10 protein-coding genes are annotated in these 14,996 nt (G+C 73.6%); 7 read left to right on the top strand and 3 right to left on the bottom strand.

Annotated features, from left to right (window positions below; translation table 11 throughout):
- Nucleotides 1–2: 2 nt before the first annotated feature.
- Nucleotides 3–1,361, bottom strand: coding sequence for an ABC transporter substrate-binding protein (locus ABT154_RS15370; RefSeq protein WP_351857260.1), 1,359 nt, complete (start codon nt 1,359–1,361; stop codon nt 3–5).
- A gap of 180 nt (nt 1,362–1,541) precedes the next feature.
- Nucleotides 1,542–5,567 (bottom strand): FHA domain-containing protein, encoded by a 4,026-nt coding sequence (locus ABT154_RS15365; protein WP_351857258.1) that lies wholly within the window; start codon nt 5,565–5,567, stop codon nt 1,542–1,544.
- Nucleotides 5,568–6,149: 582 nt separating this feature from the next.
- Here ABT154_RS15365 and ABT154_RS15360 point away from each other — a divergent pair.
- The 4 genes from ABT154_RS15360 to ABT154_RS15345 all read left to right on the top strand — a co-directional run bounded on the left by ABT154_RS15360 (nt 6,150) and on the right by ABT154_RS15345 (nt 11,528).
- Nucleotides 6,150–7,910, top strand: a complete 1,761-nt coding sequence (locus ABT154_RS15360) for a serine/threonine-protein kinase (protein ID WP_351857256.1) — start codon at nt 6,150–6,152, stop codon at nt 7,908–7,910.
- Between the two features lie 107 nt (nt 7,911–8,017).
- Nucleotides 8,018–9,256, top strand: a complete 1,239-nt coding sequence (locus ABT154_RS15355; protein WP_351857254.1) for a protein kinase domain-containing protein — start codon at nt 8,018–8,020, stop codon at nt 9,254–9,256.
- A 76-nt stretch (nt 9,257–9,332) separates the two neighbouring features.
- Nucleotides 9,333–10,436, top strand: coding sequence for a peptide chain release factor 2 (gene prfB, locus ABT154_RS15350; protein WP_351857253.1), 1,104 nt, complete (start codon nt 9,333–9,335; stop codon nt 10,434–10,436).
- A gap of 381 nt (nt 10,437–10,817) precedes the next feature.
- Nucleotides 10,818–11,528 carry an LPXTG cell wall anchor domain-containing protein gene (locus tag ABT154_RS15345; RefSeq protein ID WP_351857251.1) on the top strand — a complete coding sequence of 237 codons (711 nt, stop codon included), beginning with the start codon at nt 10,818–10,820 and terminating at the stop codon, nt 11,526–11,528.
- A 159-nt stretch (nt 11,529–11,687) separates the two neighbouring features.
- On the opposite strand, the gene ABT154_RS15340 is transcribed toward ABT154_RS15345, so the two are convergent.
- A complete protein-coding gene (locus ABT154_RS15340) occupies nt 11,688–11,870 on the bottom strand; it encodes a hypothetical protein (protein ID WP_351857249.1) in 183 nt (60 codons plus the stop codon).
- A gap of 235 nt (nt 11,871–12,105) precedes the next feature.
- On the opposite strand from ABT154_RS15340, the gene ftsE reads away from it, so the two are divergent.
- The 3 genes from ftsE to ABT154_RS15325 all read left to right on the top strand — a co-directional run bounded on the left by ftsE (nt 12,106) and on the right by ABT154_RS15325 (nt 14,990).
- A complete protein-coding gene (gene ftsE, locus ABT154_RS15335) occupies nt 12,106–12,795 on the top strand; it encodes a cell division ATP-binding protein FtsE (RefSeq protein ID WP_351857247.1) in 690 nt (229 codons plus the stop codon).
- A 23-nt stretch (nt 12,796–12,818) separates the two neighbouring features.
- Nucleotides 12,819–13,736: a permease-like cell division protein FtsX gene (gene ftsX / locus ABT154_RS15330; RefSeq protein ID WP_317878301.1), complete on the top strand. Its 918-nt coding sequence runs from the start codon at nt 12,819–12,821 to the stop codon at nt 13,734–13,736.
- A gap of 78 nt (nt 13,737–13,814) precedes the next feature.
- Nucleotides 13,815–14,990: a S41 family peptidase gene (locus ABT154_RS15325; RefSeq protein ID WP_351857245.1), complete on the top strand. Its 1,176-nt coding sequence runs from the start codon at nt 13,815–13,817 to the stop codon at nt 14,988–14,990.
- The last annotated feature ends 6 nt before the right edge of the window (nt 14,991–14,996 follow it).

Here is a 14,996-nt window from a genome sequence, read left to right as displayed (position 1 = left end):
CCTCAGCCCTTCGCCGCGGCCCGGTACGCCTTCTCCGCGTCCTGCTCCAGGCGCGCCTGCGTCCCGGCGATGTCCTTCGGGTTCTTGAGGAAGTCCTGGAGCGCCTTCCACTCGCCCTTGCCCGGCGTCCCGCCGAACGACTGCGGCATCTGGTCCGACATGTCGAAGCGGAAACCGTCGCCGGAGTCGATGAGCGCCTTCGCGATCTCGCGCTGCACGTCGTTCGGGTACGCCGCCGGGTCCAGGTTCTTGTTGGGGGAGAGGAACCCGCCCTCGGCCGCCCAGATCTTCGCCGCGTCCGGGGAGGCGAGGAAGGCGAGCAGCGCCTGCGCGCCCTTGGTGTCCTTGAGCGCCACGGCCGCGTCGCCCGCGGTCACGACGGGGGAGGCGCCGCCGTCGCCGACCTTCGGGAAGGGGAAGACCTTCGCGTCCGTACCGATCTTCGCCTTCGTCTGGGCGATGTTGACGGCGGCGAAGTCGCCCTCGAAGACCATCGCCCCCTTGGGCTGGTCGCCGCCCGTGAAGGTCTGGGTGACCGAGACCGGGTACTCGGTCTGCAGGGCGCCGTTCGTACCGCCCGCGATCAGCGCCGGCTTGCCGAAGAGTTCGGCCAGAGTCGTCAGGGCCGCGGTGACGGACGGGTCCGTCCACTTGATGGTGTGCTTCGCGAGCTGGTCGTACTTCGCCGGGCCCGCCTGCGAGAGGTAGACGTTCTCAAACCAGTCGGTGAGGGTCCAGCCGTCGGCGCCGCCCACCGAGACCGGGGTGACGCCGGAGGCGGAGATCGTCTCGGCGGTGGCGAGGAACTCCTTCCAGGTCTTCGGCTCGGTGGCGCCCGCGTTGTCGAAGACGGCGGAGTTGTACCAGACCAGGGACTTGTTGGCGGCCTTGAAGTAGACCCCGTACTGGGTGCCGTCGACCGCGCCGAGCTCCTGCCAGCCGCGCGAGTAGTTCGCGGCCAGGGCCGCCTCGGCCTCCGGGCCGACCGGCTTGAGCCACTTCTGCGCGGCGGCCTGCTGGATCGCGCCCACCTGCGGGAGCATCGCCACGTCCGGCGGTGCGCCGCCCGCGATCTTCGTCCCCAGGAAGTTCACGATCGGGTCCTGGGCGGGCACGAACGTGACCGTCGCGCCCGAGCGCTTCTCGAACTCCTTGAGGACCTTGGTGAAGTTCTCCTGCTCGGGGCCCGTCCAGACGGCGGCGACCTCGATCTTCTCGCCCTTGAGGGGGAGGGTGCGGTCGGGTCCGGATTCGGGGTCCTTGGAAGTGTCGCCGCCGCAGCCCGCCAGGGCGAGTGCGGCCAGCGCGGTGAACGCAGTGAGAGTCACTGCGGCCCTGCGTGGACGAAGAGTTGTACGCATCGCTGCCCCGTCTCTGCCGTGCGCGTCGCTGTCCCGTGCCGACAGGTCTACGCCGGGGTGGCGGGCCCCGCAATACCGCCTTCCGTGTCAAGTGGGTGATCGTGATGCCCTCGTGACGTTGTGTCAGGCGGGGGTGATGGGGATCGTGGGGCTGAAACGGCCCGTGTGGGTGCCGTTCCGTCAGGCGTGGGTGGCGGGGGTGAGGGGCGGCACGGGCGTCGCCTCCACCGAGCGGGCGGCCCGGTCGAGCGCGCTCGCCAGGAGAGCCAGGTCCGTCGGCCCGTTGCCCAGCTCACGGACCGGGCGGCGGGTCGGCGGGTCGCCCATCCGCTCCCACTCCAGCGGGACGACCGTCGGCCGGAGCGTCGCCGTCCGGGGGATCCGGCCGGTGACGCGACCGCCCTGGAAGGGGGTCAGCCGGCCGTCCGGATGCCCGAGGCGCCCGCGGCCGGGCGCGGGGACGTCCGGACCCGCGGTCGCCGGGGGCGCGTCGAGCACGATGCGCAGCCGGGCCCCGTGGGCCAGTTCGGTGTCGGAGGTGCGGTCCGGGCGGGCCGAGGTCGCGACGAGGTGCACCCCGAGCCGCTCGCCGTTCCGCGCGACGGCTTCCAGCGCCCGTACGACCGAACCGGCGGCGGGCCGGCCGGGGGCGCCGAGCGCGGGCGCGACGAGTGCGTCGAAGTCGTCGACGAGCACGATGAGACGGGGGAGGTGGCCGGGTGCGGCGGCGGCCCTGGCGGGAGCCGCATCGCCGTGGGCGGGCGCGGGAATCCGCGCGCCGGACTCGTCACCCGTGGACCGGGCGCCGCGACCGCCGTCGCCGAACCGGAGGGTGCGGCTGCTGGGCCCGTCCCCGAGGTCGCCGTCGCCGGTCCGGGGGACACGACCGCTCGGGCGGTCGCCGAGGTCGCCGTCGCCGGTTCGGTAGGTGCGGCTGCTCGGGCGGTCGTCCAGGCCGCTGTACCCGCGCGGCAGCCGTCCGCTGGGCGTGTCCGCGAGGTGGGCGTCACCGCCGCCCGAACGGGTCCGGGCACCAGACCGCTCGTCGGCCGCACCGTCCACCGCCCGGGGCACGCGGCCACTGGGGTGGTCGGTGAGGTCGCCCGCGCCCGGGTAGGCGCTGCGGGCGCTGGGCGGGCCCGTGAGATCGTCCGCGCCGGTCCGGGAGACCCGGCCGCTCGGCCGGCCGCCTATGTCGCCCGCGCCCGGGTAGGCGCTGCGGGCGCTGGGCGGGCCCGTGAGGTCGTCCGCGCCGGTCCGGGGCACGCGCCCGCTCGGGTGGCTGCCGAGGTCGTCGTCGTTCGTGCGGAGGGTGCGGCCACTGGTGCGGCCCCGGACGTCGTCGGAGGACGAGTACGTGATCCGGCCGCTCGGACGTCCGCCCGGATCGTCCGCACCGGGGTACGGGGTCCGGCCGCTCCTCGTACTGGGCAGCGCGCCGATCGTGCCGTCGCCGGTCCGGAGCGTACGGCTGCTCGGGCGGTCGGTCAGATCACCCGGGTACGGGGTCCGGCTGCTGCCCCTGCCGTCTATGTCGGTGGGGTACGGCGTCCGGCCGCTCGGGTCCTCCGGCTCCGGGACGCGGGCCGTCGCGCGCGCGCCCCTCGGGACCGACTCCGCCGCGCTCGCGGTCCGCTGGCCGATCAGCCGGTCCGTGGCGGCCTGCGCCGCGCGCGCACCCCTGCGGTCGGCGAAGTGACCGTCACCCAGCAGCTCCGCCCGGCGCTTCAGCTCCGCGCCGAGCGCCTGCGCGAACTCCCGCATCCGCACCGGGTCCGAGGCGATCAGATGCTCGGTGACGTGCGGCAGCTCCGTACAGGCCGCGAGTCCCTCGCCGCGCTCGCCGCCCGCCCCGTCCACCAGGAGCAGACCGAGCCGGTCGGGCCGGCCGCCGGCCGCGAGGGACGCGGCGATCGACCGGAGCAGTTCCGTGCGTCCGCTGCCCGCGGGGCCCTCGATCAGCAGGTGCGGGCCCTCCTGGGTGAGGTCCACGGCGAGCGGCCCCCGGGGGCCCGCGCCCAGGACGACCGTGCCGTCACCGGCGGAGGCCCAGCGGGCCATCAGGGAGGCGGGGGTGGCGCGGGCGAGCCCGAGTTCGTCGAGGAGCCGGGCCTTGGGCGGCAGCGCGGAGGCGCGGGCGCCGGGCGCCGCCGCCGCGTCCGTGCGCAGCGGGGCCAGCGCGCGGCCGAACCGGTCGGCCCAGGCGACGGACACCGCGTCGACCACACCGACGGTGCCGTGCCCCGCGACCCGCCCGCCGGAGGTCCTGAGCAGGCGCAGCGCCGTCGCCACGTCACCGCTGAGCAGCGCGGCGGCCCCGCACTCGCGGAAGGCGAGGGAGGAGGCGCAGGCCGTCTCGTAGGTGGCCGCCACCGGGGACACCGGGGAGGCCGAGGGCGCCTCGGCGAGGCACAGGAGGTGGATTCCGGCGGCGGCGCCCGCCACGGCCAGTCGCGCCACCGTCTCGCGGAGCGCCGCCGAACCGGGGTCGCCGTCCACGACCACGACCGTGACCGGGCCCTCGTGGCGGGCGGCGGCCTCGGCGACGGACGCGCGGTCGGCGCTGGGCCAGCCGGGGCCGAGGGGGCCGTCGTCGAGCCGCCGGGTCAGCTCCGCCGTACGGGCCTGGGCCTGCTCGCGGTCGTACGCCAGGAGCAGCCGGGCGTCCTGGCCGTGCGCGGGCCGGACGTGCGGGAGCCAGCCGAGCCAGCCCCAGGCCCGGCGCCGCTCGTCCAGCGAGCGGTTCCGGTCGGCGCTGATCAGCACGATCTCCAGATCGGCGGGGGAGTGCAGGGCGGCGAGCTGGGCGACGACGGACCGGGCGAGCCCGGCGAGCCGGTCGGCGGGGCCGGCGAGGCCGAGCGAACCGGCCTCGCGCAGTCCCACGGTGACCGGTACGCCCGACAGGTCGGCGCGGTCCGTGGTGCCGAGCCGGACCACCAGGGCCTCGGGGTGGTGCCGGCCGCGCTCCCAGAGCCGGGGGCCGGGACCGAGGGCGGTGAGCAGGACGGTGGCCGGGTCGGGCCAGGTGTCGGCCGCCGGTACGGGTGCGGGGGCGTCGGCACGCGCGCCCGCGCCCGTACGCGTGCCCGCGCCGTGCCGGGTTCCGGCGTGGGTGTCGGGGGCGGACCGGTCGTCGGCGGTGGGGGCCGGGAACTCCTCGCGCCCGCCCGCAAGACGCCGGGCCCACGCGCCGAGTCCGCGCTTGCCGTTCCCCCTGGAGGACGAGGGGGCGGAGGTCTCCGATGGGGCCTGGTTCCGGGCCCCGTCGCTCCCGGGCTGTCCGGTCCTGCCGTGGGGCGTGCCGTCGTCGTGTCCGGCGCCGCCGTCATAGGGGTCTCCCGCGCGCGCGTGGCCGGGGGAGCCGTCGCCGTAGGGAGGGTCGTAGGGGGGCGCGTATGGGTCCTCGTAACCCCCCCGTTCGTACGGGTCGTCGGCCGGGCCGCCGTGCAGGGCGCCGCGCGCACCGCCGTGCGTGCTGTCGTCCGCCGGTCCGCCGCGAGCCCGGCCGGACGCGCCCGCGCGGCCGGGCCGCTCCGGTCCGTCCGCGCCGAGCGCGATCCGCAGGTGGCCCTCGCCGTCCGGGGCCGTCGCCCTCGCGTCCGTACCGTCGGGGCCGTCACCGGGGCCGGTCAGCCGGAGGGCGGATTCGCCGAGCCGGAGCAGCGCGCCGGGGCGGAAGCGCACCGGGCGCTCGCCGACGGGCACGCCGTCGAGGGTGGTGCCGTTGGTCGAGCCCCGGTCGGCGACGGTGACCCGGCCGTCCTCGCCGACGGTCACCGTGCAGTGCGCGCGGGAGACGTCGGGGTCGTCGAGCGGTACGTCGGCGTCGACGGAACGGCCGATTCTGATCGGTCCGCCGTGCAGCAGATGCACCCCGCCCGCGTCCGGACCCGCCACCACGTGCAGCCGGGCGGAGGCCGTCTCACGGACGCGCTCGTCGGGGCCGGGGACCTGGAGGGAGAGGACCGCGCCGTCGACGAGCGGGGGCTCGCCGAGCACACAGCGCCGGTTGTCGAGCCGCTCCGCGCCCGCGTAGAGCACGGTCGTGCCCGAGGCCGAGGTGTCGGGGCCCGTGACGGCGGCGGCCAGATTCGAGGCCACGGCGGAGAGCGCCGTCCCGGCGGGGGCCGTGACGAGCACGTCGCAGGCGCGCCCGGCGCCGTGGCCGGCGTACGGCGCGAGGACGGTCAGCCGGATCTGCATCGCCGTCAGCGGTCCCTTCTGCGCGAGATGCCGGCAGGGGAACCGCCCTGTGACTCCCCCCACCCGGCACGGACGCGTCGTCCGGTACAGGTCTGCACGGCGCGGGGCTCCCGACCCCATCGATGCGACGTGCTGTAGGCATCCTCGCACCTGCCACCGACAACCCGCCCCCGGGTCGGCCGGAAGTGATCTTGAATGGTCGGCTGTGGACGCAAAAGTGCCTGCTTGAGCATGCCTTCGGAACATGCCCGGCAACCATCGCCGCCCGGGAAGCGTCTTCTTCCGGACAGAACACCGGACGGAACCCGGACAGAACGCCCACTGGGGCAACCGGCGGAACGACCACCGGAACAACCGGCGGAACGTCCGCCGCGAAGCCCGGCCGATCCCCGACGGAACCCTTACGCGCTCCGGGGACACTCCCGGCACGGCCTTCGGGAAGCGGCCTGTGGACGACCGGCCGGTACCCCGTTCGGCGGCACTAAAGTGGGTCGGACACCCGGACGGGTCACAACAGAGGACAGGGACCCAGGGAACACCTCCGGTACACCCCAGGACGACGATCAGCAGGGAGCTCGTGACGTGCGGCCTATCGGCAGCAAGTACCTGCTCGAGGAGCCGCTCGGCCGCGGCGCCACGGGCACCGTCTGGCGAGCCCGCCAGCGGGAGACGGCGGGCGCCGAGGCGGCCGTGCCCGGCCAGCCCGGCGAGACAGTCGCGATCAAGGTCCTCAAGGAGGAGCTGGCCAACGACGCGGACATCGTGATGCGCTTCCTGCGCGAGCGGTCCGTGCTGCTCCGGCTGACCCACCCGAACATCGTGCGCACCCGCGACCTGGTCGTCGAGGGCGATGTCCTCGCCCTCGTCATGGACCTCGTCGAGGGCCCCGACCTGCACCGGTACATCCGGGAGAGCGGACCGCTCACGCCGGTCGCCGCTTCCCTCCTGACCGCGCAGATCGCCGACGCGCTCGCCGCGAGCCACGCCGACGGCGTCGTCCACCGCGACCTGAAGCCGGCCAACGTGCTGCTGGCCGAGCAGGGCGGCCAGATGCACCCGATGCTGACGGACTTCGGCATCGCGCGCCTCGCGGACTCCCCGGGCCTGACCCGCACCCACGAGTTCGTCGGCACGCCCGCGTACGTGGCGCCGGAGTCCGCCGAGGGCCGCCCGCAGACCTCCGCCGTCGACATCTACGGCGCGGGCATCCTGCTCTACGAACTGGTCACCGGCCGTCCCCCGTTCGCCGGCGGCACCGCCCTCGAAGTGCTGCACCGGCACCTCAGCGAGGAGCCCCGCCGCCCCTCGACCGTGCCCGGACCCCTGTGGACGGTCATAGAGCGCTGCCTCAGCAAGGACCCCGACCGGCGGCCGAGCGCGGAGAACCTCGCGCGCGGTCTGCGCGCGGTCGCCGCGGGCATCGGCGTGCACGCGACGCCCGCGCAGATCGAGGCCGCCGAGGGCGTCGGTGCGCTGCTCGCCCCCGACCCGGCGCCCGCGCCGGTCCCCAGGACCCCGGAGCCGGGGACCCCGGGCGCGGCCGACCCCACCCAGGTGCTGCCCACCGGCGCCGCCGGTGCCGGGATGCCGCCGCGGTACGACCCCGCCGGCGCGACCAGCGTCCTGCCGGCCGGCGGCCCCCTGGGCGGCGCCGACCCGACGGCCGTCATGCCCCCCGTACCGCAGGGGCCCCCGCAGGGCGCGCAGTCCGAGGAGCCGCACCCCTGGCAGAGCCAGCTGCGCGCGGCCCGTGACCGCAACGAGCAGACGCAGGTCCAGTACCTGGACCCGAGCGAGGACCCGCTGCGCCGGCGCCCGCAGCGCCAGCCGCAGCAGCCGCCGCAGGACCGCCCGCAGCACGGCGGGTACGGGCAGCAGCCCGGTCAGCAGCAGTACGGGCAGCAGCCGCCGCAGCCGTACCAGCAGCAGCGTCCGGCCCAGCAGCGCCCCGCGCCCCAGCCGTACCCGCCGCAGCACCAGCCGCAGCAGTACGCGCCGCCGCCCGCGCCCCAGCAGTACGCGGCGCCCCAACAGCAGTACACCCCGCCGCAGCCGCCGCCCCAGGCCCCGGCGCCCCGCGAGCCGCGCCCGCCGCGACAGCGCAGCGCCAACCCCGTGAGGATCCCCGGTCTCGGCTGCCTCAAGGGCTGCCTGATCATGATCGTCCTGTTCGTGGTCGCGGGCTGGCTCATCTGGGAACTGACCCCGCTCCAGGACTGGGTGGCCGAGGGCAAGGGCTACTGGGAGGCCATCGGCGACGGCATCAAGACCGTCACCGACTGGTTCTCCTCGTTCGGCGAGGCCACCGGTTCCGGGGGTACTACCGGCGGTACGGGGCAGTAATACTGCCGATTTATCGACTTCCGAGGGGTGAATTCCCCTCGGAAGTGACGACCGGCGGCCGTGGACGCGTAACTTTGCACCGAACCGCAGCCGCTGAGGGAGCAGTCTTGGCACGGAACATCGGCAGCCGCTACACCACCCACCAGATCCTCGGGCGGGGCAGCGCCGGAACGGTGTGGCTCGGCGAGGGGCCCGAGGGGCCCGTCGCCGTCAAACTGCTGCGCGAGGACCTGGCCTCCGACCAGGAACTCGTCGGCCGCTTCGTCCAGGAACGGACAGCGCTGCTCGGCCTCGACCACCCCAGGGTGGTCAAGGTCCGCGACCTCGTCGTCGACGGCAACGACCTTGCCCTCGTCATGGACCTGGTCCGCGGCACGGACCTGCGCACCCGGCTCGACCGGGAGCGGCGCCTCGCCCCCGAGGCGGCCGTCGCGATCGTCGCGGACATCGCCGACGCCCTCGCCGCGGCGCACGCCGCCGGGGTCGTCCACCGGGACGTCAAGCCGGAGAACATCCTGCTCGACATGGAGGGCCCGCTCGGGCCCGGCGGCTCCCACCCCGCCCTCCTCACCGACTTCGGCGTCGCCAAGCTGATCGACACCCCCGGCCGCACCAAGGCCACCCGGATCATCGGCACCCCCGACTACCTCGCCCCCGAGATCGTCGAGGGCCTACCGCCGCGCGCCGCCGTCGACATCTACGCCCTCGCGACCGTCCTGTACGAACTGCTGGCCGGCTTCACCCCGTTCGGCGGCGGCCACCCCGGCGCCGTCCTGCGCCGCCATGTCACCGAGACCGTCGTCCCGCTGCCCGGCATCCCCGAGGAGCTGTGGCAGCTGATCGTGCAGTGCCTCGCGAAGGCCCCGGCCTCCCGGCTGCGCGCCTCCGAGCTGGCCGCCCGGCTCAAGGACGTACTGCCGCTGCTCAAGGGCATCCCGCCGCTCGACGTGGACGAGCCGGACGCGGAGCCGGCGCCGGAGCCGTACGACGAGGACACGTACCCCACCGGTACGGCGAGCGGTGAACCCGGCCCGCGCCGGGCCGCCGTCCCGCTGGTCCCCGGCGCCTCCGCCGACTCCAACCGCGACACCCACACCTCGATGCGGGTGCCCGCGCCCGACGAGCTGTCCGGCGGGCCCCTGGGCACCGCCCGCGCGCCGCGCCCCGCGGGGGCCCGGCGTCCCGGCTCTGCCCGCCACAAGGCGGGCGCGGTCCGCAAGAGACGGATCACCCTCGGCGTCGCCGCGGTCGTCGTGGCCGGCGCGCTCGGGGTGGGCGGCTACCTCGCGGTCTCCGGGGACGGGGAAGCGCCGCCGCAGGACTCGAAGCAGTCCTCCCAGCCGTAGCGCCCGTCAGGGCCCCCTCACGGGCCCCTCATGGCCAAAGGTTCGGCTCCAGGCCCGGAGCCGTTACGCTGGACGCGTGGCAGTCGTCGATGTATCCGAAGAGCTGAAGTCCCTCTCCTCGACCATGGGGTCGATCGAGGCCGTCCTGGACCTCGAGAAGCTGAGGGCCGACATCGCCGTGCTCGAAGAGCAGGCCGCGGCCCCGTCCCTGTGGGACGACCCGGAGGCGGCGCAGAAGATCACGAGCAAGCTTTCGCACCTCCAGGCCGAGGTCCGCAAGGCCGAGACCCTGCGCGGGCGCATCGACGACCTCGCGGTGCTCTTCGAGCTCGCGGAGGAGATGGACGACCAGGACACCCTCGCCGAGGCCGAGACGGAGCTGACCTCCGTCCGCAAGGCCCTCGACGAGATGGAGGTCCGCACCCTCCTCTCCGGCGAGTACGACGAGCGCGAGGCCCTGGTCAACATCCGGGCCGAGGCCGGCGGCGTCGACGCCTCCGACTTCGCCGAGCGGCTCCAGCGCATGTACCTGCGCTGGGCGGAGCGCCACGGCTACTCGACCGAGGTCTACGAGACCTCGTACGCGGAGGAGGCCGGCATCAAGTCGACCACCTTCGTGGTGAAGGCTCCCTACGCCTACGGCACGCTCTCCGTCGAGCAGGGCACCCACCGCCTGGTCCGCATCTCGCCCTTCGACAACCAGGGGCGTCGTCAGACCTCCTTCGCCGGCGTCGAGATCCTGCCGGTCGTGGAGTCCTCGGACCACGTCGAGATCGACGAGTCCGAGCTGCGCGTCGACGTCTACCGCGCGTCGGGCCCCGGCGGCCAGGGTGTCAACACCACCGACTCGGCCGTGCGCATCACGCACCTCCCGACCGGCATCGTCGTCTCCTGCCAGAACGAGCGCTCGCAGATCCAGAACAAGGCGAGCGCCATGAACGTCCTCCAGGCCAAGCTCCTTGAGCGCCAGCGCCAGGAGGAGCGGGCCCGGATGGACGCCCTCAAGGACAGCGGCAGCTCCTGGGGCAACCAGATGCGCTCGTACGTCCTCCACCCGTACCAGATGGTCAAGGACCTCCGTACGGAGTTCGAGGTCGGCAACCCGCAGGCCGTCCTGGACGGCGAGATCGACGGCTTCCTCGAAGCCGGCATCCGCTGGCGCAAGCAGCAGGACAAGTAGTCCCACGGCATTCCGGTCCGGGCCCCGCACCTTTCGGTGCGGGGCCCGGCGCCGTTCCGACCGGCCGCCCGGATTCGCTGACGCAAGCGAAAGATGGGTGGTCGGGGCGCTTTGTCGACAAGGGAACTGCTGTGGTGGGGACCGGAGTTCTGGGTTTACGTCACAGTTGCATCGCCGCATGTGGGGTACTCCGTGATCTTTCGGGCATCGCACGCGCAACGACCTTGACGCTGCATCGGAAACTCGGAAGGGTGACGTACTGGCATGCGCATTTCTGGGGCGCGTGCGAACGGGGGCCGGCCCAGTACCGCGGGTGCCGCCCCTGTCGCGTGCCCCGAGCGCTGCCCCATGACGAGATGAGCTACTGGGGGTAGCAGCCAGATGACCAAGCAGATGCGAGTCCGTATCGCGCGCATTGCCGCCGGTGCGGTGATCGCCGCCGGTGCGTCGCTCACCGCGGCGGGTGCGGCGCAGGCCGTGGGCGCCTTCGGCGACGAGCTTCCCAGCCCGAGTGACACCTGCATGCCCGGTGGCACCGGCTGCGAGACGACGGAGCCCACCACCGAGCCGCCCACCACGGAGCCCACGACGGAGCCGCCCACCACGGAGCCGACGACGGAGCCCCCGACCACGGAGCCCACCACCGAGCCTCCGACCACGGAGCCCACGACGGAGCCGCCCACCACGGAGCCGACGACGGAGCCCCCGACCACGGAGCCCACCACCGAGCCGACCACGGAGCCGACGAAGGAGCCCACCAAGGGCCCCAAGCCGACCGCGACGACCGGCCCCGGCCAGACGGGCTCGCCCGTCACCCCGGTCGAGGAGGGCGGCGGCACCGACGCCGGTGACCCCGGCACCTGCACCGTCGACCTCGACGGCGCCGAGTGCGTCGACGCCGGCAACAGCAACACCGACACCGACAACGCCGGCTCCCAGCCGGTGCAGCAGGGCACGGCGAAGGAGGAGCTCGCCGAGACCGGCGCGGCCGAGACCTCGTTCCTGCTCATCGGTGCCGCGACCATGATCGCCGGTGGCATCGGCTTCCGCATGCTCCCGCGCCTGGTCGCCGGTGGCCGTACCGCCGCCTGATCGAACCGCGTGAGCGCCTGACGTACGGCACCTGCCGTACAGGCGCACGAAGAAGGGCCGGGGAACTCCTCCCCGGCCCTTCTTCACGCTCTCCGGCTCGTGTGTCGGGCCGCGTGGATCAGGGCGCCTGTGAGCCCGGCCCGATCCGAAAGACGGGACCTAGATCGTGCGGAGGGCCGCGAGCAGGGCGATCGCGGCCAGCAGGGCGATCGCCAGCGTCAGCAGCATCGCGGGCGACGGACCCTGCGGGGTCAGACGCTCCCGGTTCGCGCGGCAGACGGGGCAGCGGCCCTCGGCGACCGGGGCCGCGCAGTTGGCGCACACCAGTCGGTCGTAGGTCATGCGCTCTCCTCCTCCCGCACTGGACTACACACCAGGACAACGCCCGGAGAGGTCCGGACGTTCCCCCTACCACTCTGCCAGCTCCGCGGCGTTTCGGCGCGCCCCGCCGGTACACCCCGGTTCCGCCTCCGAGGGCGAAAAGGATAAACGTCGCAAGCCCGGACCGCGACTGCGCGGGCCTTCTCCGTTCGCGTAAGGTCACGCACACCTACTCCCGGCCGACCGTGGTGCATCCGTGATCCGATTCGACAACGTCTCCAAGTCCTATCCGAAGCAGAGCCGCCCCGCGCTCCGGGATGTCTCCCTGGAGATCGAGAAGGGGGAGTTCGTCTTCCTCGTCGGTTCCTCCGGCTCCGGAAAGTCGACTTTCCTGCGACTGCTCCTGCGTGAGGAGCGCGCCAGTCAGGGCCAGGTCCACGTCCTCGGCAAGGACCTGGCCCGGCTCACCAACTGGAAGGTGCCGCAGATGCGGCGTCAGCTGGGCACCGTCTTCCAGGACTTCCGCCTGCTGCCCAACAAGACCGTCGCGGAGAACGTGGCCTTCGCCCAGGAGGTCATCGGCAAGCCGCGCGGCGAGATCCGCAAGGCCGTGCCGCAGGTGCTCGACCTGGTCGGCCTCGGCGGCAAGGAGGACCGGATGCCCGGCGAGCTGTCCGGCGGTGAGCAGCAGCGCGTGGCCATCGCCCGCGCGTTCGTCAACCGCCCGATGCTGCTGATCGCCGACGAGCCCACCGGCAACCTCGACCCGCAGACCTCCGTCGGCATCATGAAGCTGCTCGACCGCATCAACAGGACAGGGACCACCGTCGTCATGGCGACCCACGACCAGAACATCGTCGACCAGATGCGCAAGCGCGTCATCGAGCTGGAGAAGGGCCGCCTCGTCCGAGACCAGGCGCGCGGCGTCTACGGATACCAGCACTGAGCAGCTAGGGGACAGAACACACCATGCGCGCTCAGTTCGTGCTCTCCGAGATCGGTGTCGGTCTCCGGCGCAATCTCACGATGACCTTCGCCGTCATCGTCTCCGTGGCCCTTTCGCTCGCCCTCTTCGGCGGCGCGCTGCTCATGCGCGAGCAGGTCAGCACGATGAAGGACTACTGGTACGACAAGGTCAACGTCTCCATCTTCCTCTGCAACAAGACCGACGCCGCCACCGCGCCCAAGTGCGCCAAGGGCGCGGTCACGGCGCAGCAGAAGGAGCAGATCGAGGCCGACCTCAAGAAGATGGACATCGTGGAGAACGTCCACCACGAGTCCGCCGACGAGGCCTTCAAGCACTACAAGGAGCAGTACAGCGACACCGCCATCGCCTCCGTCATCACGCCGGACCAGATGCAGGAGTCGTTCCGGGTCAAGCTCACGGACCCGGAGAAGTACAAGGTGGTCGCCACGGCCTTCGCGGGCCGCGACGGCGTCGAATCGGTCCAGGACCAGCGGAACATCCTGCAGAACCTCTTCGACCTGATGAACGGCATGAACATCGCCGCCCTCTGTGTCATGGGCCTGATGCTGGTCATCGCGCTGATGCTGATCGTCAACACCGTCCGCGTCTCGGCGTTCAGCCGCCGCCGCGAGACCGGAATCATGCGGCTCGTCGGCGCCTCCAGCTTCTACATCCAGATGCCGTTCATCATGGAGGCCGCCTTCGCCGGACTCCTCGGCGGCGGCGTCGCCTGTGTGATGCTGCTCGTCGGCCGGTACTTCCTGATCGATCACGGCATCGCCCTCGCGGAGAAGATGCAGCTGGTCAACTTCATCGGCTGGGACGCCGTCCTCGCCAAGCTGCCGCTGGTGATCGCCATCGGGCTGCTGATGCCTGCTGTGGCCGCTTTCATCGCGCTGCGCAAGTACCTGAAGGTGTGAGAAGACACCTGTGACGGCGGATGGCGTCGTACGGCCAAAGCCCGTGCGGCGCCATTGCCTTGTCCTAGAGTGGGCGCCATGCCGACCGGCACCGACCTTCTCTGTCCCCGGCCCCGCGGAGTGTTCCGTGGGGCCGTTCTGACGTTGCTCTTCACCGGGGTCCTCGCCACCGCCGCCGCCACCGGGTCACTGCCCCGGCAGGAGGTCGCGGCGCGGCAGGGCGGGGCGTCCGGGGACGCCGCGGACCGCTCGACCGTCGACGGCGCCGCGCTCAGCCGGGCCGCCGCCGCGGCCATGGCCGACGGGAAGTCGGGCAAGAAGGCCGCAGAGGAGTTCGTCAGCCGCAGCGGCGACCGCTGGGGCGCGGTGTACGACAAGAAGGAGTACGCCGAGTTCGAGCAGGCCCTCGACGGCGCCTACACGGGCGTGGGGCTCTCCGCCGGCCGGTCCGAGACGGGCCGGGTCCGGGTGACCCGGGTACGGGCCGGTGGCCCCGCCGAGCGCGCCGGGCTCAGGACCGGCGACCGGCTCGTCTCCGTCGACGGGCGCCCGGTCGACGGGCTCTCGGTCTCCGAGGTCGTCTCCCTGCTCCGCGGCGAGGGCGTGGAGGGCTCGGCCGTCGCCCTCCGGGTGGAGCGCGGCCGGGCCGCCTGGTCGCAGACGCTGCACCGGGCCCGGGTCGCGACGGAACCGGTCACCGTGAGCCGGCTCGACGACGGGACCCTGATGATCCGGGTCGCCGCCTTCACCAAGGGCGCGGGCACGCGCGTGCGTGACGCGGTACGGGCCGCCCCGGCCGGCGCCGGGGTCCTCCTGGACCTCCGCGGCAACGCGGGCGGCCTGGTCTCGGAGGCCGCCGTGGCCGCCTCCGCCTTCCTCGACGGCGGCCTGGTGGCCACGTACGACGTGCGGGGCGAGCAGCGGGCGGTGTACGCGGAGGGCGGCGGCGACACCGGAAGGCCCCTGGTGGCGCTGATCGACGGGGGCACGATGAGCGCGGCCGAGCTGCTCACCGGCGCCCTCCAGGACCGGGGCCGGGCGGTCACGGTCGGTTCGCGCACCTTCGGCAAGGGCTCGGTGCAGATGCCGAGCGAGCTGCCGGACGGCTCGGTCGCCGAGCTGACCGTGGGCCACTACCGGACTCCGGCCGGTCATGCCGTGGACGGACGGGGGATCCTGCCGGACCTGGCGGCGGGGGAGCGGGCCGAGGATCGGGCGAGAACAGTATTGAGTGGCCTCGGAGGGGGCTCGTAGTGCGAA

The sequence above is a fragment of the Streptomyces sp. NPDC001728 genome (assembly GCF_040297565.1).
In the GTDB taxonomy this organism is placed as follows: domain Bacteria; phylum Actinomycetota; class Actinomycetes; order Streptomycetales; family Streptomycetaceae; genus Streptomyces.
This window is presented reverse-complemented; position numbering and strand designations above follow the sequence as displayed.

Excerpts from the sequence above, each read along its gene's own strand:
- ABT154_RS15345 (WP_351857251.1), top strand. The coding sequence starts at position 10,818 with ATGACCAAGCAGATGCGAGTCCGTATCGCGCGCATTGCCGCCGGTGCG.
- ftsX (WP_317878301.1), top strand. The coding sequence starts at position 12,819 with ATGCGCGCTCAGTTCGTGCTCTCCGAGATCGGTGTCGGTCTCCGGCGC.
- ABT154_RS15325 (WP_351857245.1), top strand. The coding sequence starts at position 13,815 with ATGCCGACCGGCACCGACCTTCTCTGTCCCCGGCCCCGCGGAGTGTTC.
- ABT154_RS15370 (WP_351857260.1), bottom strand. The coding sequence starts at position 1,361 with ATGCGTACAACTCTTCGTCCACGCAGGGCCGCAGTGACTCTCACTGCG.
- ABT154_RS15365 (WP_351857258.1), bottom strand. The coding sequence starts at position 5,567 with ATGCAGATCCGGCTGACCGTCCTCGCGCCGTACGCCGGCCACGGCGCC.
- ABT154_RS15340 (WP_351857249.1), bottom strand. The coding sequence starts at position 11,870 with ATGACCTACGACCGACTGGTGTGCGCCAACTGCGCGGCCCCGGTCGCC.